The sequence below is a fragment of the Sphingobacterium sp. G1-14 genome, from assembly GCF_002196555.1.
GTDB classification, from domain to species: Bacteria; Bacteroidota; Bacteroidia; order Sphingobacteriales; family Sphingobacteriaceae; genus Sphingobacterium; species Sphingobacterium siyangense.
On the sequence record NZ_CP021381.1, the window covers coordinates 6106109 to 6130070 of the forward strand.

General features: G+C 40.9%; 15 protein-coding genes. 10 read left to right on the top strand and 5 right to left on the bottom strand.

Features of this window, described 5'->3' with window-relative positions; translation table 11 throughout:
• The first annotated feature begins 2 nt into the window (after positions 1 to 2).
• The 9 genes from CBM24_RS26175 (at position 3) to CBM24_RS26215 (ending at position 12466) form a co-directional block, all read left to right on the top strand.
• Positions 3 to 1919, top strand: a complete 1917-nt coding sequence (locus CBM24_RS26175) for a glycoside hydrolase family 88 protein (RefSeq protein WP_088163286.1) — start codon at positions 3 to 5, stop codon at positions 1917 to 1919.
• A 5-nt stretch (positions 1920 to 1924) separates the two neighbouring features.
• Positions 1925 to 2962 (top strand): pectate lyase, encoded by a 1038-nt coding sequence (pelA, locus tag CBM24_RS26180; protein ID WP_088163817.1) that lies wholly within the window; start codon positions 1925 to 1927, stop codon positions 2960 to 2962.
• 12 nt (positions 2963 to 2974) lie between these two features.
• A complete protein-coding gene (locus CBM24_RS26185) occupies positions 2975 to 4492 on the top strand; it encodes a tagaturonate reductase (RefSeq protein WP_088163287.1) in 1518 nt (505 codons plus the stop codon).
• A gap of 12 nt (positions 4493 to 4504) precedes the next feature.
• Positions 4505 to 6151, top strand: a complete 1647-nt coding sequence (locus tag CBM24_RS26190; protein WP_088163288.1) for a UxaA family hydrolase — start codon at positions 4505 to 4507, stop codon at positions 6149 to 6151.
• 14 nt (positions 6152 to 6165) lie between these two features.
• A complete protein-coding gene (gene uxaC, locus CBM24_RS26195; protein WP_088163289.1) occupies positions 6166 to 7566 on the top strand; it encodes a glucuronate isomerase in 1401 nt (466 codons plus the stop codon).
• A gap of 5 nt (positions 7567 to 7571) precedes the next feature.
• Positions 7572 to 8597: a sugar kinase gene (locus tag CBM24_RS26200; RefSeq protein ID WP_232475639.1), complete on the top strand. Its 1026-nt coding sequence runs from the start codon at positions 7572 to 7574 to the stop codon at positions 8595 to 8597.
• Complete coding sequence (locus CBM24_RS26205; protein WP_075990277.1) at positions 8594 to 9238, top strand: bifunctional 4-hydroxy-2-oxoglutarate aldolase/2-dehydro-3-deoxy-phosphogluconate aldolase; 645 nt, start codon at positions 8594 to 8596, stop codon at positions 9236 to 9238. The genes CBM24_RS26200 and CBM24_RS26205 overlap by 4 nt, the downstream gene beginning before the upstream one ends.
• Before the next feature lie 100 nt (positions 9239 to 9338).
• Positions 9339 to 10775 (top strand): MFS transporter, encoded by a 1437-nt coding sequence (locus tag CBM24_RS26210; protein ID WP_376747254.1) that lies wholly within the window; start codon positions 9339 to 9341, stop codon positions 10773 to 10775.
• Between the two features lie 71 nt (positions 10776 to 10846).
• Complete coding sequence (locus CBM24_RS26215) at positions 10847 to 12466, top strand: NADP-dependent glyceraldehyde-3-phosphate dehydrogenase (RefSeq protein WP_075990278.1); 1620 nt, start codon at positions 10847 to 10849, stop codon at positions 12464 to 12466.
• A gap of 211 nt (positions 12467 to 12677) precedes the next feature.
• On the opposite strand, the gene CBM24_RS26220 is transcribed toward CBM24_RS26215, so the two are convergent.
• The 4 genes from CBM24_RS26220 to CBM24_RS26235 form a co-directional block, all read right to left on the bottom strand.
• Complete coding sequence (locus CBM24_RS26220) at positions 12678 to 13445, bottom strand: rhamnogalacturonan acetylesterase (RefSeq protein ID WP_088163291.1); 768 nt, start codon at positions 13443 to 13445, stop codon at positions 12678 to 12680.
• Between the two features lie 68 nt (positions 13446 to 13513).
• The gene (locus tag CBM24_RS26225) at positions 13514 to 15070 is read right to left on the bottom strand and encodes a DUF5123 domain-containing protein (RefSeq protein ID WP_088163292.1); all 1557 of its coding nucleotides are present in this window, start codon (positions 15068 to 15070) and stop codon (positions 13514 to 13516) included.
• 15 nt (positions 15071 to 15085) lie between these two features.
• On the bottom strand, positions 15086 to 16867 hold the full coding sequence (locus CBM24_RS26230) for a RagB/SusD family nutrient uptake outer membrane protein (protein ID WP_088163293.1): 1782 nt from the start codon (positions 16865 to 16867) through the stop codon (positions 15086 to 15088).
• 4 nt (positions 16868 to 16871) lie between these two features.
• Positions 16872 to 20066, bottom strand: coding sequence for a SusC/RagA family TonB-linked outer membrane protein (locus CBM24_RS26235; protein ID WP_088163294.1), 3195 nt, complete (start codon positions 20064 to 20066; stop codon positions 16872 to 16874).
• 218 nt (positions 20067 to 20284) lie between these two features.
• On the opposite strand from CBM24_RS26235, the gene CBM24_RS26240 reads away from it, so the two are divergent.
• Complete coding sequence (locus CBM24_RS26240; RefSeq protein ID WP_088163295.1) at positions 20285 to 21295, top strand: LacI family DNA-binding transcriptional regulator; 1011 nt, start codon at positions 20285 to 20287, stop codon at positions 21293 to 21295.
• Positions 21296 to 21466: 171 nt separating this feature from the next.
• On the opposite strand, the gene CBM24_RS26245 is transcribed toward CBM24_RS26240, so the two are convergent.
• On the bottom strand, positions 21467 to 23875 hold the full coding sequence (locus CBM24_RS26245) for a TonB-dependent receptor domain-containing protein (protein ID WP_088163296.1): 2409 nt from the start codon (positions 23873 to 23875) through the stop codon (positions 21467 to 21469).
• Between the last annotated feature and the right edge of the window lie 87 nt (positions 23876 to 23962).

Genomic DNA, 23962 nt, shown 5'->3' on the forward strand with positions numbered 1-23962 from the left:
TGATGAGAAAGTTATTTTTAATTCTTTTAAACCTTACAGCACTTGTTCCATTTTCAGGGTTTGGCCAACAAAAGCCTTTTTCCGAACAAATGGCCAACACTGTACTTGAACAGCTCTATCCGGATTCATTATTCAACAGGACCGACAAATTTCCAAAATGGTCATACGATATGGGGGTTATTTTTGAAGGCCTGACAGATGTATGGCGCAATACTGCAGATGCCGATTATTTTAACTATATGCAATCGCGCATGGATGCCTACCTCAGCATTCCGGATTCAATTAAGAACTATCATGCGCAGGATTTTAATATTGACAATATTAAAAATGGTACCACCCTATTAACACTTTACAAAGTAACCGGTAAAGAAAAATATCTGAAGGCCTGCCACCAATTATATGCACAGCTTCAAAAGCATCCGCGCACACATGAAGGTGGATTTTGGCATAAGAAAATTTATCCTTACCAAATGTGGCTAGATGGCTTATATATGGGCCAGCCTTTCTATGCGGAATATGCTAGCCTGATGAATATTCCTGCCGCCTTTGACGATATCGCCAACCAGTTTAGCTACATGGAAAAAAATGCCCGTGACGCGAAAACAGGCCTGCTGTATCATGGCTGGGATGAATCAAAAAAGGAACGCTGGTCGGACCCCAAAACAGGCCTATCGCCACACTTTTGGGCTAGGGGTATGGGTTGGTATGTCATGGCGCTTGTTGATGTATTGGACTATTTCCCAGCGGAGCATCCTCGTAGACAAGAACTCATTGCAATCTTAAACAGAACGTTATCGGCAGTCGTCAAGTACCAAGATGGCAAAACCGGCGTTTGGTATGACATTGTGGACCTGGGTACAAGAAAAGGAAATTACCTGGAATCTTCGGCCTCCAGTATGTTTGTATTTGCATTGGCAAAATCATTACGCAAAGGTTATATCCCGGCTTCATTTCAGCAAAATCTGGATCGGGGCTACCAAGGGCTTGTAAAAGAATTCATCACCCCTGCTGGAGAAAACCGTGTCAATCTCACAAAGACTGTCCAAGTTTCCGGTCTAGGCGGAAAACAATATCGCGATGGTAGTTTCGAATATTACATGAGTGAACCCGTTATTACCAATGATCCCAAGGGAGTCGGTGCTTTTATCCTAGCGGCGTCCGAAGTTGAATTTGGAAAGGAACAAAAAGGAAAAAAAAGACGCACGGTTACATTGGACAATTATTTCAATAACGAATATAAAAAGACTGCATCGGGGGAAATTAAACCCTACCACTATCTTTGGGATGGTGACGACAACAACGGATTTTCCCTATTGGGTAGGGTATTTGAAAAAAATGGCGGTCAATTAAACACATTACGGACAGCACCTACAGTACAGAATCTCTCAAAATCCAACGTCTACATCATCGTAGACCCCGACACGGAGAAAGAAACTGAGCATCCGCATTTTATGAATGAAACCGACGCCCAACAAATTACGCAATGGGTTAAACAGGGCGGAGTACTCGTTCTTTTATTAAATGATAGCGGTAACTGCGAAATCAGCAAATTCAATACCCTCGCACGAAAATTTGGCATCACATTCCATGAGGATAGTCGCAACCGGGTGAAAGGAAATGACTTTCAGACGGGCACAATTGCTATTCCAAAAGGTAATGCCGTATTTCCGAATACGGCCCAAATATATATCAAGGAAATCTCAACATTACAGGTAAACGCTCCCGCCCAAGCATTGATTCAAGATCATGGGGATACCATCATTGCTACGGCAAAATATGGAAAAGGTACTGTATTTGCCATTGGAGATCCTTGGTTATATAATGAATATACCGATGGAAGAAAGCTCCCTAAGGAATATGAAAACTTTACTGCAGCGAATGATTTAGTGCAATGGTTATTCAAACAGATCAACAACTAGAGACCATGAGAAAGACAATTATGCTGAGTTTCATCGCGGTATCAGTGTTTCATCATTACTGTATTGGACAGACCGTGCCCACCAAAGATTCATTGGCCGAAAAGATGCTTCAGTACCAGCTATCAAATGGAGCATGGCCCAAGCAGTTGTTCGACAAAAGTGTGGTCGATTACAGACTTCCATTAACAAAAGAGCTCTTGCAAAAGGTCAAGAAAACAGCTATTGATCATGCCACACTCGACAACAGTGCAACAACCCGGGAAATAACTGGATTGGTCAAGGCTTTTAAGCTTACTCAGAATAAGGCTTATTTGACTGCCGCAGAAAAAGGTATTGCCTATATTTTATCGGCTCAATATGAGAATGGCGGATTTCCACAGTACTACCCAAATAAATCACTCTATAGAGCTGAGATAACCTACAACGATAATGCAATGATCAATGCATTACTGGTGCTTTACAAAGTCGCCAATAAGCAAGACGGATTTGAGGCTATCAATCCCATATTTGTGTCAAAAGCACAAAAAGCGGTAGAAAAGGGCATAGCCTGTATCCTGAAAACACAGGTCATGCAAGACGGAAAAAGGAGTATCTGGGCTGCGCAATACGATCAGAACACGTTAAAGCCCGCTCAGGCAAGAAAGTTTGAACCTGCCGCATTAAGCACAAGTGAATCTGTTGCCATCGTCCGCTTTCTCATGCTGCAGCCTGCAACGGCTGAAATTAAGCAAGCCATCGAAGATGCAGTACACTGGTTTGAGCAACATGATATCGAAGGTTACCGCTTCGACCGTGTACAAGATAAGCTGACTGGAAAATATCAACGGCGGCTTGTCGCCGATGGGACTTCCACGATTTGGGCGCGATTTTATAATCTCGAAGACAACCGTCCTTTGTTTGGAGATCGGGACGACACAATCAAATACAACTTTGAGGAGGTTTCAGAGGAGCGTAGAAATGGCTATGCCTGGTTCGGCAACTGGCCGGAAAAGCTGATCCAAAAGGAGTATCCAAAGTGGAAAAAACAACACAAAATTCAATAATAAAACGAGCAGATGTTACTGACACAACATACTATACAAACGATGAGCACTGACCTGGTGAATAAACCGACGGCAGCGTCCTTCGCATATCCAGAAAAGATTCTTCAATTTGGCACCGGTGTATTACTCAGAGGCCTCCCGGATTATTTTGTCCATAAAGCAAATCAACAAAACCTGTTTTGCGGCAGAATACTGGTTGTAAAGTCAACAAGCTCGGGCGGTGCTGATGCCTTCGAACAACAGGACAACCTATACACATTATCCATTAAAGGTATAGAAGACGGTGAAGAGATTTCACAATATGAAATCAATAATTCGATTTCCCGTGTATTGGCGGCCAACCAACATTGGTCAGAAATATTAAAAAGCGCCGAAAATCCGGATCTTGAAATTGTCTTCTCCAACACCACCGAAGTCGGCATTGTTATGAGTGAAGACCGCATCAGTGACGCACCACCGGCTTCTTTCCCGGGTAAACTTTTGGCTATTCTCTATCGGAGATTTGTTTACTTCAATGCGGATAAAAACAAGGGCTTAACCGTCGTCCCTAGCGAATTGATTACCGACAATGGAACTAAACTGAAATCAATCATCACAGCCTTGGCTAAGCTGAATGAGCTTCCAGAAGAGTTTATGGACTGGCTTGATACCGCCAATGATTTTTGTAACACGCTAGTCGATCGTATCGTTCCCGGAGCATTGCCGCTAGCGGAATACACGAAAACCTGCGCTTTACTGGGCTACGAAGATCAATTGATGATTATGGCCGAACCCTTTCGCTTATGGGCGATAGAAGCGACTTCTGAACGTATACAACAACGCCTGTCCTTTGCATTGGCAGATCCGAATGTCATGTTGGTTCCATCAATTGAAAAGTACAAGGAAATCAAACTAAGGCTGCTCAATGGAACGCATACTTTAAGTTGTGCCCTTGCCCTTCTTGCGGGCTTCGAAACTGTAAAGGAGGCCATGCAAAATGCTGCATTCAATCAATTTATACGTCTTTTAATGCAGGATGAAATTGGTCCCGCCATTTTAAGCGACACTATTTCAGTCGCGGACATCAACGATTTTTCATCCAAAGTCATCGATCGCTTTGCCAATCCGCATCTGGAACATAAATGGGAATCCATTGCTTTAAATTATAGCTCAAAAATGGCAATGCGCAATATTCCCTTGCTAAAAAAATGGTATACAACACACCACGAAGCTCCACAACTCTTCGCCCTTGGATTTGCGGCTTATCTCTATCTACTAAAATCCACGCTGAACGGTGCTCAGTATGAGCAATTGATTAATGGACGAACAGTCGTGCTTCAGGATGAGTCTGCACCAATATTACATACCGCTTGGTGCAATCCAGATACACTTGTCCATACCGTGCTTTCAGCTACGGATTTATGGGGGACCAATTTAACAGAGTTCCCTCATTTTGAAGAAACAGTCAACCAAAAATTGCAACAGATCATTGAAAAAGGGGCATTAAAGGCACTCGAAATTTCATCAGTTCTTGACAATAAAAAAGTATAAATAGCGCTACAGATGAAAAACAACGTATTAAAGATACATCCCAAAGACAATGTTTTAGTCGCCTTACAAGATCTCAAAAAAGGTGATGCAATTTCTTTTGAGGGTATACAATATATTCTACAGGAAGATATTCCGGCCAAGCATAAATTTTTTATGCAGGATATGCATTTTGGTGACGAAATCTACATGTATGGGGTTCTCGTGGGAAAAGCACAATTTGATATCCCACAGGGAAGCATCATGAATACCGACAACACCAAACATGCAGCTGAACCTTACCATTTTCGGCCTTCACATTATCACTGGGAAAAGCCTGACGTTTCAAAGTTTGAAGGAAGAACTTTCAATGGTTACCTCCGTCCGGACGGTCGTGTTGGCACCGCGAATTACTGGTTATTTATCCCAACCGTTTTTTGCGAAAACCGAAATCTTGATGTTATCAAAGAGGCATTATACAATGAGCTTGGTTATTCAGTCACTGGAAAATACAAGAACTTCACCCATCAGCTGTTAAAAGCTTATGAAAAGGGTGAAACACTAGACCTGTCCTCACTCGGGCAGCTAAACACAATTACGGAGCAATCGGATCGTGTATTCAGAAACGTAGATGGGATCAAATTTTTAAACCATCAGGGGGGCTGTGGTGGAATCCGACAAGATGCTGCCATCTTGAGTAAGTTACTTGCCGCTTATGCCGACCATCCGAATGTCGCCGGTATTACGGTATTGAGTCTGGGCTGCCAAAATTTGCAGCTGAACGATCTCGTCAACGACATTAAGCTGCGTAATCCAGGATTTGACAAACCATTGTACTTATTTGAACAGCAACAATCAAAAAGTGAGGAGCAACTGCTGAAAGAGGCGATACTACAGACTTTTGTGGGGCTGACAGAAATTAATAAACTTGGAAGACAGCCGGTACCATTGAGCAAATTAACCTTGGGTGTAAAATGCGGTGGTAGTGATGGATTCAGTGGTATTTCGGCCAATCCGGCTGTTGGTTATACGGCCGATCTTCTGGTTGCCCTTGGTGGAAAAGTACTGTTGGCTGAATTTCCAGAATTATGTGGTGCCGAGCAAAACTTAATAGACCGCACCATCGATCCGAAGGCTGCCAATAAATTCATTGACCTGATGACCGCCTATAGCAATGCTGCCGAGGCTGTTGGTTCAGGTTTTTATATGAATCCATCTCCAGGCAATATTCGTGATGGACTTATCACTGATGCGATAAAAAGCAATGGTGCAGCGAAAAAGGGAGGAACCTCCCCTGTTGTTGATGTTTTGGACTACACCGAGGAAGCAACAAAACCCGGTCTTAATTTGGTCTGTACCCCCGGAAATGATGTGGAAGCGACCACAGGGAAAGCTGCTGCAGGCGCAACACTTATCTTATTCACAACGGGTTTAGGTACGCCTACAGGCAACCCTATTTGCCCAGTTATCAAAGTAGCAACGAATAATGTCCTAGCAACCAGAATGGCCGACATTATCGATATCAATACCGGCCCTATTATAGACGGTGAGAAATCGATTCAAACCATGGGCGAAGACATTTTAGAATATTGTATCAAAGCAGCTAGTGGTGAAATAGCACCTAAGGCTGTTCAATTAAACCAAGACGATTTCATACCTTGGAAAAGAGGTGTGAGTTTATAAAAATAGAATATTGTATGAAAGCTTTTTTAGACGACAACTTTTTATTAAACACAAAAACAGCAGAACAGCTGTATCACAGCTATTCAAAGCATTTGCCGATCATTGATTATCATAATCACTTGATTCCTGAACAAATCGCTAATAATGTAAAATTCGACAATATTAGTCAGGTCTGGTTACATGGCGATCATTACAAATGGCGGGCCATGCGGGCCAATGGTGTCAATGAGCGTTATATTACAGGTGATGCTTCCGATGAGGAAAAATTTATCAAGTGGGCAGAAACTGTTCCTTATACATTGCGCAACCCATTACACCATTGGACACACCTTGAACTGCAACGCTATTTTGGCATCACAGATTTGTTGTCACCAAAGACGGCTGCCAGGATATATGCCGATACAGGCGCTTTGTTACAACAAGACAGCCATTCCGTTCGCGGCTTACTGAAAATGATGAAGGTTGAAGTGGTTTGTACCACTGACGATCCTATCGATAGCCTCGAGTTTCACCAACAATTTGCAAAAGAAAAGGAGTCGTTCAAGATGCTTCCGGCTTTTCGTCCGGATAAAGCAATGAACTCGGATGATATCATTGCACTGAATCAATATATCGATAAATTGGAAGCGGTCAGCGACATGCAGATCAGTAGCTTCGGTGATTACTTAAATGCGCTAAAAACAAGACATGATTTTTTTGCTGTCAACGGATGTAAAGTATCAGATCACGGCTTGGAACAAATTTATGCAGAAGATTATACTGAACAGGAAATCGTGACGATCTTTGATAAGATTCGTACAAAAAAGGAAATCTCTCCGACCGAAAATCTGAAATTCAAATCTGCGATGTTGATTTATTTTGCAGAATGGGACCATGAAAAGGGCTGGGTTCAGCAGTACCACCTAGGAGCTTTACGCAACAATAATGCCCGTATGCATCGTTTGATCGGACCTGATACTGGTTGGGATTCGATCGGAGATTTTAGTCAGGCACGTGCATTGTCAAAATTTTTGAATAAATTAGACAATCAAGATAAGCTAACCAAGACCATCTTGTATAATCTCAATCCTGCCGACAATGAACTTATTGCAACCATGATCGGGAATTTCAACGATGGATCAATTAAGGGAAAAATCCAGTTTGGCTCGGCTTGGTGGTTTCTGGACCAAAAAGACGGCATGACAAAACAAATCAACACACTGTCAAATATGGGTTTATTGAGCCGTCTCGTTGGTATGTTGACAGATTCTAGAAGCTTCCTTTCATTTCCAAGGCATGAATATTTCAGAAGATTGTTGTGCGACATCTTCGGACAGGACATTGAAAAGGGAGAGATACCACATGATATCGAATGGGTAGGGAAAATCATAACAGATATCAGCTATAATAACGCAAAAGAATATTTTGAATTTTAATGAACATGCAGGGTAAAGTTTTAAGCTTTGGAGAATTGTTGTTGCGGATCTGTCCCGACATCGAACAAGATTGGATTGAACAACACCAGTTGCCTTTTTACGTCGGCGGGGCCGAGCTGAATGTAGCCACAGCCTTGGCGTTGTGGAATGTACCATCATCCTACTTATCTGCAATTCCTCAAAATGCCATCTGTGAAGGTATTGATAGCTACCTGAAACGCAGAAATATAGACACATCAGCGATGCAATGGACTGGCGAACGATTAGGTATTTACTATCTCCCAAAAGGAAAAGATCTAAAAAATGCGGGGGTCATTTATGATCGCGCAAACTCATCGTTTGCAAACCTCAAAGTGGGCAGTATTGATTGGGAAGAGATTTTTGCCGATGTCAAATGGTTTCATTTTTCAGCCATCTGTCCTGCAATTAGTCAAGATATTGCTGACCTATGCCTGGAAGCTGTTAAAAAAGCACAAGAGAAGGCAATCTTTGTATCATTGGACCTTAATTACCGCGCTAAACTGTGGAAATATGGAAAGACACCAAAAGAGATTATGCCCGAAATTGCCAAGTATTGTAATTTAATCATGGGGAATATCTGGGCTGCACACCAAATGCTCGGCACACAGCTAGATGATAAGTTCCTAACTTCTTCTTCCGGGTATCAGGAAGAAGATTTACTGGCACAGGCAGATCGTACAAGTAAAGAGATCATTTCCGTGAATCCGATTTGTCAATATGTGGCCAACACCTTTCGTTTTGACTATCAAAGCAAAGGGATCAAGTATTATACCACACTATTTGACAAAGACAGCCTGATTAAATCAACGGAATATACAGCCGAAGAAATTTTGGATAAGGTAGGTAGTGGAGATTGCTTTATGGCAGGGCTGATTTATGGCTTATACTCCAACCTTTCTCCGCAGGAGACCTTAGCGTTTGCAACACTTGCCGCATTCGATAAACTATTCATCGCGAGCGATGCTACAACAAGTACAGTGGAAGACATAAAAAATAGAATGATAGCATGAATTTGAAAGAGATTGTATTAGAGAAAATTATAGCGCAAGGGACACTTCCTTTGTTTTTCCACCACGATAAAGCCGAAAGTATCGAGATTCTGCGAACCCTATATCAGGCAGGTATACGTGTTTTTGAATTTACAAATCGAGGCCCCGAAGCATTGGATGTTTTTGAAAGTTTAGTTGCTGCAAGAAACCTCGACATGCCTGACCTTTATTTAGGTATTGGCACCATCAAGTCAGTTGACGAAGCCCAACAATTTCTACAGATTGGAGCAGATTTTATTGTTTCTCCTATTGTAAATCCGCTAGTCGGTTCCCTTGTACATGAACAGCATAAGCTATGGATTCCGGGCTGTATGACCCCCACAGAAATCTATACCGCACAACAGCAAGAGGCCGCACTTATCAAATTGTTTCCTGCAAATATACTAGGCCCTGCCTTTATGTCGTCGATACGCGAGCTCTTTAAAGGGCAGAAATTTATGCCGACGGGGGGCGTAGAAATCGAAATGGAGAATTTAAAAGCATGGTTCAAATCGGGGGTTTGCGCAGTAGGCATGGGCAGCAAGTTAATTGATCCCAAAGACACAAGCAATTTATTTGAAAACACTAAAAAAGCACTTGAATTTGTCTCAAAAGCACGGTAAAGGTCTTTATATCGTGAGTTCAGAAAGATCATACTGAAGAACGCTTAATTGACAACAGGCAACAGACACGTATACTAAAAAATAAACTATTAAACCCATTATGATTAACACGGAGAAAAAGGGTAATTACCGTTGGGTGATATGCTCGCTACTATTTTTTGCTACCACAATCAATTACCTGGATCGACAGGTGCTGTCCTTAACCTGGAAAGACTTTATTAGTCCTGAATTTCATTGGACAAATACAGACTATGGCAACATCACCGCATTATTTTCGATCTTTTATGCCATCAGTATGCTTTTTGCAGGTCGCTTTGTGGATTGGATGGATACAAAAAAAGGCTTTTTGTGGGCGATCGGAATCTGGTCTATTGGCGCGATATTACATGCATTCTGTGGTATAGCCACTTCAGGTATCGTCGCCGGTGAATGGTTCGTCGGTTTCGAAGGCGCAAAAGAGGCAATTTCTCATGTTAACAATGTGGGTTTAGTAATGAGTGTGAGTGTCAATCTATTTATTTTTGCCCGCTTTGTTCTCGCTGTCGGCGAGGCTGGTAACTTTCCAGCCGCGATTAAAGCTACAGCAGAGTATTTTCCCAAAAAAGACCGGGCGCTGTCTACGAGTATTTTCAATTCAGGGGCAACCATAGGAGCATTGGCAGCACCCTTAACCATCCCTGTCATCGCAGCACATTGGGGTTGGGAAATGTCTTTCATCATTATAGGCGCCCTTGGATTTGTCTGGATGGGTTTTTGGATTTTTCTTTATAAGAAGCCACATGAAAACCCGAAAGTAAATGCCGCTGAATTGGCTTACATTCATCAAGATGATCATGAAACAGAACAAACCGGAGTAACCAAACAACCGCGAACTACCATATCGGAATGTTTAAAATACAAGCAAACGTGGGCTTTCGTCTTTGGTAAATTCATGACTGATGGTGTTTGGTGGTTCTTCTTATTTTGGATGCCGGCCTATCTCTCTGCTGTATACGATATCAAATCATCAGATACCGAAGGGCAATTGGCTATCTTCGTTTTATATGCCATTACCATGTTGTCTATTTATGGCGGGTGGCTACCAACCTATTTTGTTGACAAAAAAGGAATGAATGCTTATGAGGGCCGCATGAAAGCCATGTTGTTATTTGCTTTTGTACCCTTGGTTGTACTTTTCGCCCAACCCCTAGGTCATATTTCCTATTGGATACCTGTCATTTTGATCGGTTTTGCCGGAGCTGCACACCAATCTTGGTCTGCTAATATTTTTTCGACTATCGGTGATTCTTTTCCTAAACGTGCCATTGCGACTGTTACTGGAATTGGGGGACTCGCTGGGGGTGTAGGAGCCTTTATCATCAACAAAACGTCTGGATGGTTATTTGATTATGCAAAAGAAACTCAGCTAGTCTTTATGGGCTTTAAAGGAGAAGAGGCAGGATACTTCATTATCTTTTCTTTCTGCGCCATAGCATATTTAATTGCATGGCTTGTAATGAAAACACTAGTACCTAAACTTATTTTAATAAAAAATTAACATATATTGCAAAATTTGTATTATATTAGCAATATCTTTATAAATATCAATCTAAACCATTTTTAAAAACAATGAGCTTAAACTTAGAAAGTATTTTCTATGAGGAGAAAGACATTCCCGCAGAATTTACACTAGACGAACAGGTCGATCAAAGAGAGTTCCTTTCCAATGGAGAAATGATTTCTTGGACGGGTCAAGTAAACGAGGTTTTTTCACCAATCTGTGTGAAGACTAAGGATGGCTTGAAACGTAAGCGCATCGGTAGTTTCCCTGTTTGTACTGAAAAAGAGTCCATGGAAGCCTTGGAAGCTGCTGTAAAAGCATACGACAATGGCCGTGGAGAATGGCCGACAATGAGCGTTGCCGATCGTATTACTTGTGTTGAAAATTTCACACAGAAGATGATTGCCAAAAAGGACATTGTTGTCAAGCTTATTATGTGGGAAATTGGCAAATCCTATGCAGACTCGGTAAAAGAGTTTGATCGTACTGTAGAATACATCTATGCAACGATCGATGCATTGAAAGATATAGACCGCGATTCTTCACGTTTTCAGATCGAGCAAGGTATCGTCGCCCAGATCAGAAGATCTCCATTAGGCGTCGTTCTTTGTATGGGTCCATTCAACTATCCATTGAATGAGACATTCACGACATTGATTCCGGCATTGATCATGGGAAATACCATGTTATTCAAACCACCTAAACATGGTACTTTATTGCATTATCCTTTATTAGAAGCTTTTAGGACCAGCTTCCCAAAAGGTGTTGTCAATACAATCTATGGCCGTGGCAACAAGATTGTTCCTAGCTTAATGCAATCAGGAAAGATCAATGTTTTGACGTTAATCGGTTCAAGCCGTGTTGCTGATGAACTTAAAAAATTGCATCCAAAAGTGAATCGCCTTCGCGCTATTCTTGGCTTGGACGCAAAAAACGCAGCAATTATTACAAAAGACGCAGATTTGAACCTCGCGGTTTCTGAAACCGTATTAGGATCACTCTCTTTCAATGGCCAACGTTGTACAGCATTAAAAATTATCTATGTACATCGCAGCTTAGCGCAAGAGTTCCTAAAACGTCTCTCTGCTGAAGTCGCAAAATTGAAATATGGAATGCCTTGGGAAAAGGGGGTATCATTGACTCCGCTTCCAGAAGTCAATAAACCAGCTTATTTAACTGAATGCATTGAAGATGCAAAAGCATATGGTGCAAAAGTCGTCAATGAGAATGGTGGTCAAGTTGCAGAATCGTTCTTCTATCCGGCAATTGTTTACCCTGTCAATTCACAGATGAAACTTTATAGAGAGGAACAATTTGGGCCAGTTATCCCTGTTGTTCCTTTTGACGACCTTGAAGAACCTATCGAGTACTTAATCGGATCTTCGCACGGACAACAAGTAAGTATTTTTAGTAATAATGCAGCGGTTGTTTCATCACTTATTGATCCACTGGTCAATCAAGTGAGCCGCGTAAACATCAATTGTCAATGCCAACGCGGCCCAGATACTTTCCCTTTCACAGGTAGAAAGGACAGTGCTGAAGGAACCTTGTCAGTAGTTGATGCTTTACGGTCATTCTCTATACGTTCTCTAGTGGCTACAAAATTCACAGAGGAAAACAAGAAATTGTTAAATGAAATCGTGAGTGAAAATGAATCAAATTTCTTAAGTACGAAATATATTTTCTAGTATACGGCTGATATCAAAAAGCGACATCGAAATAATCGATGTCGCTTTTTTTCTGAAAGTGTCTGATTGTATTGGCTAGAAAGAACCTTCAGTTCGCTTTCATTGCGGTTGGTATCGGCGAAATCATGAAGGCTTTCTATGAAAATCCCTTCCCCAGTCAATCAAATTGATTTGAGTTTACAATTCTTTCTGATTTTATACCGTCTTAAAGTTACTTCAGCACCAGATTATTCTGAATAGTTAACTGCAACTCGCGAATGCCCTCGGCAACAAGCTTTGCCACTTCACTTGCCCCGAAAGTATTCAGATGTGTATCATCTTTCTTTCCCTGCGGATAGTTCCGATCTCCGCTTTCTACATGCAAAAACAATTTTTTACTTCCTTCGTCGCCATAAGACTGTACAAGTTTTGTCGTCTTATCCTCCATATCAATATAAGCTGTTTGCGTATCTGCAGCCACCTTACGGATAATAGCCGGATATTCGCCATGTGTTTTAATGAGCAGGCCATTTTCAAATTTACGTCGTGCGATAGGTGTCAAAAGAATCGGAATTCCTCCCTTTTCTCGCGTTTGCTTGATATAAAAGATCAAATTCTGCTCAAACTCTTCCAAAGAAGTGCCTACATTGGGCTTATCGACTTTTTCGTCATTATGTCCAAACTGGATGAAAACATAATCTCCGCGACGGAGGTTTTCAAAAATAGGTTCCCAATGATTAACAATGCTCCCGTCTTTGCCTATATCTTGTTTAAAGGATTTGGTACTCCGCCCATTTAATGCGCGATTATCGACCTTCACCTGCTGGTCAAACAGCTTAGCAAAAGCCATTCCCCAACCAGTTTCTGGAAAGGTGCGTTTGTCCTTATTTGCAGCTGTTGAATCGCCAATTATATAAATTGTGAGGGTTTGTTCTTGCTGTAAAGCAAGAAGGAAAATTACCATCACAAAGCCTGAAACAAGTATACTAATTTTTTTCATTGAACTTATAAGAAAGACACACGCCTTCTTAATTAAGCAGAAGGCGTGCGGTAATAACATAAAACATACTATTGACCCCATCTTGGATCACCAATACCATTATCCTTTAATGTTTGGTTTGTTAGTGTAAAGTCTCCTTTGGGGGCATCCTTGAATCCAGGATCCAATAGTGTATAGCCATTAGCACTAACATCATTTTTTACTCCAGAGGCAGAACTGTTATAGAAGTTTACCGCATCAAAGTAATTGTTACTTTTGAGTTCGACCAGATTAGTTGCAGACTGATTAGCGGTCATTGCCAGTGACTTCACAATTAAATTTTTAGCGAATGTAATTTCATTCTTCGCTAAACGCACATAGAAGAAACGTTTAGTAGCATCTTGTATGACATTGTAAAAGGTATTATTATTCACTTTGATGATGCTTGTAATAGCCGGATAAGCTGCGGATCCACCTGCGTCCATCCGGATAAATTCCCGGTTCAAGACAGCATTGGAAACTGTATTATTTGTAAATTCAAAAATCCTCGCAATAGCTTTTCTAAAATCAATAAACTCATTTCCATTACCGACGATATTGTCAAAAATATTATTACTCATGCTTACGCTCTCTACCGAAGCATCGAAACTGCCATAAATAATCCCTTTCGGGTAGTTCATCAGCTTACTATCTTCTAGGCGAATACTTCCGAAAGCACCTGCCTGCAATGTAATGACACAGTTTCCCCCCGACTTATTTTCTCCATCAAGTATAAGATCTTTTAATGATAGTGATGCGCCCTTATCCAAATTAAAATAAGCAGATTTTACCAACGGGCGATCGGCGGGTTTCGCACCTTTGATAGCTATCGCTTTATCGATCAGTACATCAGCAGTGAGCGAATAGGTTCCTGGCATTAATGCGAGTACATCCCCTGCTTTGGCAGTTCCGATTACAGCAACGAGATCATCTGTGGGCTGCACAACAACTGCATCCCCCAAGTCAATCAATGTCGTGAATGTCGCTGATCCGCGGATCTTGTTTCCTTTCAATAGTGTCGCGGTGTAGGTTGTTTCTCCTACCAGACCTGTGACTGTTGCTTCCCCTGCAGCAATCTCTTGCGGTGTCACGGGATGGATAATATTCCCTGGGTTAATCGCGATGGCTGTCGCCTCTTCACCTGCGGTCCAATTTAGCAGAACAGAAGTTGCCTGGATTCCCTCCGGGCTAACAGGTTTCATAATCTGTTCTTCGTTGGTCTTAAAGGTAATGGTACTCCATTTGGAATCAGCCACCTCAGTTCCTACAGCCTTGATACGGGCAGAATAGTTTGTTGCTCCATCCAATCCAATAATCGTATAGGGAATCTGATCATTTGTGATCTCTTCAATTATCCTGACAGGACTCCCTTCAAAATTGAGTTCGCCATTAGCAAACAGTTCTATTGTATAACCTTTCGCTTCGGCATTTTTCTTCCAGGTCAATTGAACTCCTGTTTGATTAACGATTCGTGCGCTCACTCCTGTAGGAGAAAAATAACGGTCTGTCGTCAGTTCTGTTAGTTCTTTTACACGATCATCAGAACAGCTTATATTTGCGAATATAAGCCCAAGACCGAGATATAGCAATATATTGATTCTTTTCATTCTTATGCTTATTTTCTATTGAAAACTAAAACCATTATTATTCAACTTACCGTTGCTATTATCCAAAAAATACTGCCAAATAGGCCAAAATTGCTGTGTATTGGGATCGCGGAGGTATAAAGCATCCCAGAAGGTTGCCTGATCACTACTTGCTGCCATCGTCCATTTTTTTGAGGAAGTATATCCTGCCGCAGCGCCCACTGCATCTGTGTCGCCAAAATTTAAGCCATATATTTCCACTTTTTCACCATCAGCTGCTGTCTTGTAGTAGATATTGGCAGGCAATGCCGCATATTTACCCTGTCTATTCTCCAGCTGCTGTAACTTTTGTTTAGCTTCAGCCAACTTGACCCCTAGAAGATTCCAGCGGATCAAATCACCCTTACGCAACATTTCTCCCGTAAACTCCAATGCACGTTCGTTGACGAGGGCATGAAAGAAAACATCCTTACTTGTGGTGATTTGCTGCATATAAGCCGTTACTTTCTCCGGATTGTTTGGATAAGCCCGTTCACGGATCATTTTAAAATAAGGTGCCGCAGCATTTGGGCCATCCAATTCATTTATTGCCTCTGCTGCCATTAAAAGAACATCAGCATAGCGCATATACATCCAATTCAAACCATCATCATTGGTCGAAGTAACCACCCTCGACATCCACTCATAGCGATATTTCCCAAAATACCACTTACCGAGATTTGTTGGTACCTGTACACCACCCGTCCATTCATACGGGACACAGCTTACGTCACGGCGCACGTCTTCTTTCTCGTATTCGTAAAACATAATGGGATTCGGGCCATTTGTCCCGCCCTTATTTTGGCCAGTATACTTATCTGTTGTGGTATGTTTGACACCGAGGTCAAATATGACACGGCCACGGCCTTCACTAAAAGGGATCTCCCATAGTGATTCTAATCCAGCCTGTCCTTTCTCTTGGCATAGTGTCTTAAAAACTTCTTCAAAACCGAGAAGCTTTGCGGCGCCACTATTGATGATATCCAAACATTCTTTTTTTGCCAGCTCATACATCTTTTTCGACTCCAATTCAGGATCATTACTTTTACGAACCCCATCTGCCCGTTGAGAATAACCTCCGGCAGACAACGCCAAACGAGCACGCAAGCCCTTAGCAAACGCTTTATTGATATGTTCAACATTGGATGTCTTTGCACTTTGGTTCGGCCAAGGCAGATAGTTTTGAGCTTCCTCCAGATCGGCCAGCAACTGCTTGTAAATTACATCACGATCGCTACGCTCGATATAGATTGACGCTGTACTCAATGGTTCGAAGCGAGCTGGTACATCGCCCCATGCTTTAACCAGATCATTATATACCACAGCCCTCAAAGTCAGGATTTCGCCTAGAATATAAGCCATCTCCGGGCGCTGCTCAATATTCCCATAACTACGCAGGCCCCTAATCGCTAAGTTAGCCCGCTCAATACCTTCATAAAATTTAGCCCAGGCATTGTTATCGGTATTCATTTGGGTATTATTCACGTTAGTATTATAATTTGACAATCGTGATTTTTCATCGCCAGGATTCTTCAGACTATTATTGACCTCTGCATCTGTGTTGATACCATAGAAGACCAAATATCTACCCCGATAGGAGTTTGTTTCACCAAAAGATTGAATAATTCCTGCAACAGCCCCTTCCGCGAGATCTTGGTTAGAAAATATAACCGACTCATCCAATGCAGATTTCGACGGTGCTTCCAATATTTTATTACAAGATGATACGGTTCCTGCAAATAATAAAGCCAAGGTTATATGCAATAGTGTTTTTTTCATAAGACTAGAAGTTTAAATTAAGACCTGCTACGAAAGTTCTGCTTTTCGGATAAGCCGAATAATCCACCCCCGGCGTGAGGTTGGTCTTTCTCCGTGTAGATACCTCAGGATCAAAGCCACTATAATTGGTCCAAACCGCGAGATTATATCCGGAAATATATACTCTAAAGTTCCGGATTTTCAACCTATCAGTAAACGCTTTAGGCAGCGTATAACCTATTGTAACAGTTCCCAAGCGCAAAAAGGAGCCATCCTCCACAGCCCAATCGCTGAATACAAATTTACTTGTAAGCGGAGACCAGAGACTCGTATTTTTATTCATATCGGCCAATTGGTTAGGGTCATTACTGATCGTTCCATCGGGCAGTAAGTTCGTCCAACGTTGCCCTTCTTCCATTACCGTGAGCATATTGCGGTTATTATACTTGCTCGTAGATGTATATTCAATCTTATTGGCATTGTAGATATCGTTTCCATAGCTCCAGTTAAATAATGCTGTCATATCAAAGTTATAGATACGTGTATTGATTGAAAATCCACCGGTATGTAGTGGATTTGCATCTCCAATAATCGTCTGATCACTTGCATCGATTTTATGATCATCACCAACTAGATCTTTTAATTTCATTGTTCCCGGTCTTATGGTGCCAACGACAGTAGAGGCATCAGCTACGCCATCTTTTAAAATCCATTTTTTTGATGCTGCATCATAGCCTGTAAAATCAGAAACTTCATATCGCCCGTCACTCACGTAACCATACATTTTTCCAACCCGCCCACCAGTCTCTACAACGTAATCCGTTCCAATTTCCGTTGAAGCCCAACCCGAAGCCATTGGAATCGAGGTCAAGGTTCCCAAAGAATTAACTTTCGTTTGATTGAAACTAATATTGCCACTAAAATTGAGATCAAAGTTCTTCTTATTTATTGCAGACCAGTTTAGTGTAAGCTCTATCCCTTTATTTTGGGTTTCACCTAAATTTCGATATTGATCATCATAACCTGATCCGGCAATTGGGAAAAGAATCAAGAGATCTTTTGTTTTATTTTTATACACATCGACCGTTCCCGATAGCTTTTTCTTGAATAAAGTAAAGTCCAAACCTATATTCTTTGAAATGGTCGTTTCCCATTTCAAATCCGGATTAGACATCGTTTTTGACGTAGCCCAATAATTATTATACCCATTGACCCATTCTGTGTTCTTAACTGAAAATATTGGATATATCTGCTCTAATGGAATATTATTATTTCCCGAGGTACCCAAGCTTGCTCTAAGTTTTAAGTCATCAAGCCAAGATTGCGTCTTGTCCATAAATCGCTCTGATGAGATCCGCCAAGCAGCTGCCATGGATGGGAAATACCCCCAATAATTGTCTGCCGAGAACTTGGAGGAACCATCTGCCCGGAAAGTTGCATTAAATAAATACTTCGAGTCAAAGTCATAATTTACCCGGCCAAAAAATGAAAGTAATTTTTCGTCAGCAAACATGTAATTGTTTATCGTACTCGATGCACCTTGCGGCGTTAATTTTCGGGTATCATCCAGTTTAAAGCTGTTCGGAAAACCGTGTGTCGTATTGGTATTTAATGTTTTTTGTGTAAACAAATATTCCTGGCCAACCAGCACACTTAAACTATGTCCTTTAGGAAGGAAATCTTGAAAGTTATAGTTTAATGTATTTGTGGAGCGTATCCCCTGAGTCGACGTATTCAATGAGATAAGAGCAGGCTTATTTTGATCTAAAGCAGCGGGAATATTACGCACATAATACGTCGTTGGACCATAAAACCGATCATTATAGTTGTGATAATCATCAAAGCCAAATTCTGTCCTGAACCGTAGGTTTTTAACAATATCCCAGCTAAATGCAGCATTTAGGTTATACGTTCTCCTTCGTTGCAATTGATCATTATCGACCAAAGACTCTAACGGATTATACAGATTGAATTCATCATCGGTTTCATCACTATTTGTTAGGCCCCCAACAGGAAAGGGAGGATAAATCATGGCGAATTTTAAACGGGAATCTGATGAAGAGGCTTCATTCTGTTCATTCATGCCTCCACCTGAAATGCGAACATCCGAAAATCGCGCACCCAAATCTATGGAAGTATTCTTTGATGGTTTATGGTTTAGTTTAAAATTGACATTTTGTCTCCGAAAACCAGACATTTCCATAATCGCTTTATCTCTCACAAAGGAATGAGAAATTGAATATTTCGTCTTATCACTCCCCCCTGACAAATTAAAATTTTGGTTAAAAGTATTACCGGTCCTTCCAAATATAAGCTCTTGCCAATCATTTGAAGGCACGTCTTTATAGAGGTCAATATCTTGAAAATTACCAAAGTATTTGACATAAGTATCCAGTTTATTTTGCAACAATGCCTGTTCGTACTGCCAGGTTACATAATCGTAGGGAGACAATACATCGAGCTTTTTTGCCAAATTTCGAATTCCGCCAAAAGCGCTATAACTAATTGATGTTTTTCCTGACTTTGCACTTTTGGTGGTTACGATAACAACCCCATTTGCTCCCCGAGAGCCATATATGGCTGCCGAAGATGCATCTTTTAACACATCAATGGACTCAATATCTGCTGGCGCGATATCTGATATCGAAGACATCGGAAAACCATCCACGATATATAAAGGCGCATTATCTCCTGTAACGGAGCCTCCGCCACGGACGCGGACCTTCATTTCTGCATCTGGGGATCCTTCTGTAGAAGAAATTTGAATCCCAGCCATTCTTCCCGCAATCGCCTCAAGAGCTGAAGATACTGGAGCTTTAGAAATGGTTTCTGCACCTACCGAAGTTACAGCTCCTGTCAGATCTTTCTTTTTGACCGTCCCGTAACCGATGTTTACAGTTACCTCTTCCAATGCATTAGACTGTTCTTCCAAAATAATGTTAAGTGTCTTCTGATTCTCAAGAACTGTTACTTTTTTTGTCTGAAATCCAACATAGGTAAATTGAAGTTCTTGATTGTTACCGGCTATTTCGATACTAAACTTTCCACTTTTGTCCGTCACAGCAACAATTCTTGTTCCTGGCACCGTTACACTCACACCAACCAATCCTTTTTGATCCGTACCAACGACCGTTCCTTGGACTTTTCGGGCTTGAGCGTGTGCATTTAATGTGAATAACGAAGCGCAAATAGCAGTAGATATTACTAAGGCCTTACTCATATTTTTAGGTTTTTAAATTACAATGATTAAATCACTCTTGCAGGAACTGCATCGAAATTTAACTGGTTATCATACAATCAAGTTTACAAGTTATATTTCACTTGTTCATGCAAGTATCATTAAAAAGTTATGCAAACGTTGCCGGCAACGTTTGCATATGCCCGTGAATTAGGTTTTGTAATTTTTTTTGATTAATATTATAGTCTATTTTGCCAATTATGAAATTCGAAAACTATACAATCAAAGATATTGCTAAAGCGCTCAATTTATCTACTTCTACGATCTCAAGAGCTTTGAGAGATAGTTATGAAATAAGTCCCGAAACAAAAAAGGTTGTATTAGAATACGCGAAAAAAATAAACTATCGTGCCAATCCTATTGCTAGGAGTTTAAAAGAGCGGCGAAGTCACTCAATCGGTATTATCGTTAGCGAAATAGCTAATAATTTCTTCTCCCAAGTCATAAGCGGTGTAGAATCAATTGCCTATGATAAGAACTTTCAGATCATTATTTCACAAACACATGAATCTTCCGAACGGGAACGACTGAATGTCGAATACCTAACTTCTAGGTCTATAGATGGACTACTGATTGCATTGTCTTCAGAAACTGAAGACATCTCCTATCTACATCAATTGAAAGAAAGAGGATTTCCAATAGTCTTTTTTGATCGGATCCCACAGCAGTTCGACACCTACAAAGTTGTCGTAAACAATCAACAAGGAGCCTATGACGCAACTCAGCACCTCATAACACTCGGAAAGAAGAAAATCGCGCACCTAACAAACTCTAAATCACTGTCCATCACGAAAGATCGATTAGTTGGCTATAAAAAGGCCCTTATGGCAAATCACATCGATTTTGACCCCAATTTGGTAAAATATTGTCAACATGGTGGACTACATGTAGAGGAAATTGAGACGGCTGTCGAGGAACTTCTCCGCATTGGTTTCGATGCTATCTTCATTTCCGGCGATAAATTAACCACAGGATATCTTCATGTCATAAAAAAAAGGCCTTTCGGGCCTGCACAAGGTATCGCCATTGCAGGATTCACAAATTCAAACGTTGTGGACCTATTTTCCGCCAAATTGACCGCAATTCGCCAACCTGCATTCGAAATGGGAAAAATTGCCACAGAATTGCTTATTAAGTTAATAGAAGCAAAATATCCCATTACGGAATTTGAAACCCTTGTATTGCCTACGGAATTGGTCAGAAATGACTAATTATAACTTGGTGCATTTCTTAAATAACAACAGCTACACAGAAAAAGATGCTTTCTGATTCATAAGCTATATGAAATACTCCGAATAACTTAAATATATGAAACAGACAATGCCAAAAAACCGTAAGAATATGACATTCCTACGGTTATATATTAGAAAAACAATCGAGTCCTATTGCGCTCTTTCCTTCTCCTCGTTACTTGTATCTTTCTTACGATAGTTATTTTTTAAATTTCCGAATTTATACGAATAGGTCAATCGAACCACACGACGATCTTGGTATTGCCTGATACTGGAGTCAAAATCGCCGAAATTAGTTTTCAGATTCTGATTCCCTGTATTAAACAAGTCGCTCACCGCCAGTTTCAAAGAACTACGTTGATCTTTAAATGTCTTTGTCGCTCCAATTTCCATATCCCATCGGGCTTTCATATCGTACACATTATATTTGAAAGGAGAGAAATATCGCAAATTGACATTAGCCGACAGACTTTTCGCTAATTTTAAATTGTGCATCGATGTAGCCTGCAAAAGAAATGACTTCCTTTTCAGCGGATGACCGCTCACCATGCCATCAAAGTTAAAATGGATGCCTGTAATATTGTTATTCATGCTCCAGATCTTGGATACCGTTATCGGTATGTTCAGATTCAGGTAAGCAGTCAAATTCTTTCCTAAATTTTCACGTATAACCCAAGTTTGTTTCAACACTGAATCTTGCCCCATACTCTCTACAATAGCATCCCGCACATCGTTAATACCCAATGTCACATTGTAACGTTGCATCAACGTATAGTTTAGTGTGAATTCATTGGAAAATTGCGGATTCAGATAGGGGTTACCACGTTCGAAGGTTAATTTATCAATGAAATAATCAAAAGGATTCAACTGTCTGTAATTGGGACGGGTTATTTTCCTTGCATAACCTAAGGAAAGAATATGATTCTCATCGAGGGTATATGTCAGATTTGCATTCGGAAAAAGTTTAAAGTAGTTCCGCTTCACCTGCTTATTTAAGGTCAATGAGTTTCCATCAGAAAATGTATATTCTCCTCTCGCACCGACCTTCAGCCCCCATTTTCCTATCGTATTATTATAGTCTATATATCCAGCGGCGATCTGCTCCTTATACACAAAATGATTCGTCCGCTTTTCATTATTGATCCAGGAATTGTTCAAAAAATCTTCAAAGGTTAAGTCATTATCCGACGTAACATTAGAATATTTAGCTCCCATCTCAAGCTTGGAGACCTTAGATAGCGGTTGTTCATAATCCAGTTTGGCGACATAGATATCGATTCCGATGGGCATTCTACTCCGTTGGATCTCCTCGGGAGTAATCGCATCCATCTGACCATCAAAATATTGGTTATTATACCCCACGCCTTTACTGCTTTTGAATTTACTCCAATCCAGATCAAGGGTAAGTTTTCTGCCGTTAGAATCAATTCTAAACTCATTGTTTAAATTAGCAGAGTACCGATCAAATAACTCTTTGAATTGCGATGTCGAAATCAAAAGCGAATCCAATGTTGTAAAAGACTTTCCTACATTGGTCTTACTATCGTTATCATTGTATTCGATATTATTCGAACCATTAAACTGCACGGTTAACGTATTTCTGGCTGATGTCCTTTGCTCAACACCGAAGCGATAGGAATGATTCTGTTCTTTTTCATCCAATATCGACCTTTGTTTAAAATAGGTCTTTTCCCCTTTATTCTGAATAACACGATCAAGCAGGAGCTTCCGGTGACTTTTCTCATTCGAATAGGCATACGATCCAAATACTGTCGTATTATTCTTTTTATAATTTAAGGATAAGGAGCTATTTCCTCTGAATTTTTCTCCCCGCCCTGCCGTCATGTTAAAGGTTCCATTAAATCCTTCCATCCGATTTTTCTTGAGCACAATATTTATAGTCCCCACAGCCCCCTCAGCGTCATCTTTTGCTGCCCGGGTAGTGATAACTTCGACGGACTTAATCTGGTTGCCATCCGTACTCTTCAAAAAATTCACCAACTGTTCACCCGACATATAGGTCTGCCGACCATCGATGGTCACTGATACACCAGATTGACCCATCAACTGTAGATTATTATTGTTATCTAAACTCACTCCAGGGGCCCGCTGTACAATATCTAAGGCATTATTCCCTGCGGCCAAGGGAGAGTTTTCGACATTTAAAACCAGTTTACCAGGCTTGCTTTCAACCATCGGCCGCTTACCCTCTACGGCGACCTCCTGCAATTTTCGTGTGTCCGCGTTCAGCAGGATCGTTGGGAGCTTGTAATCTGATTTACTGATATCAAAAACGCTGCTCTTATTGGCCGTATACCCAACCATTTTGACGTCGACATAATAACTTCCAGTTTGGATATCCGAAAACTGGTATTCTCCATTTTCATCTGTAACAACTGCTTTCAAAATAACAGTTGTCTTTGCCTTCATCAGATAAGCAGTTGCAGAAGCCAAAGGCACATTATTTTCCACCCGTACATTGCCTGTAACTTTCACTTGCGCATAGGCAAAGGAAGCAATTAAAAAATTTAAGAGTAAGAGGTAAAAATATCTTTTCATTCGTTTATAAATAGGTGTAATAGCTTTCACTTTTGATGGCACTAAATAGGCTTATCACACGAGGTTCAGTAGTGATTTTCGATTGGT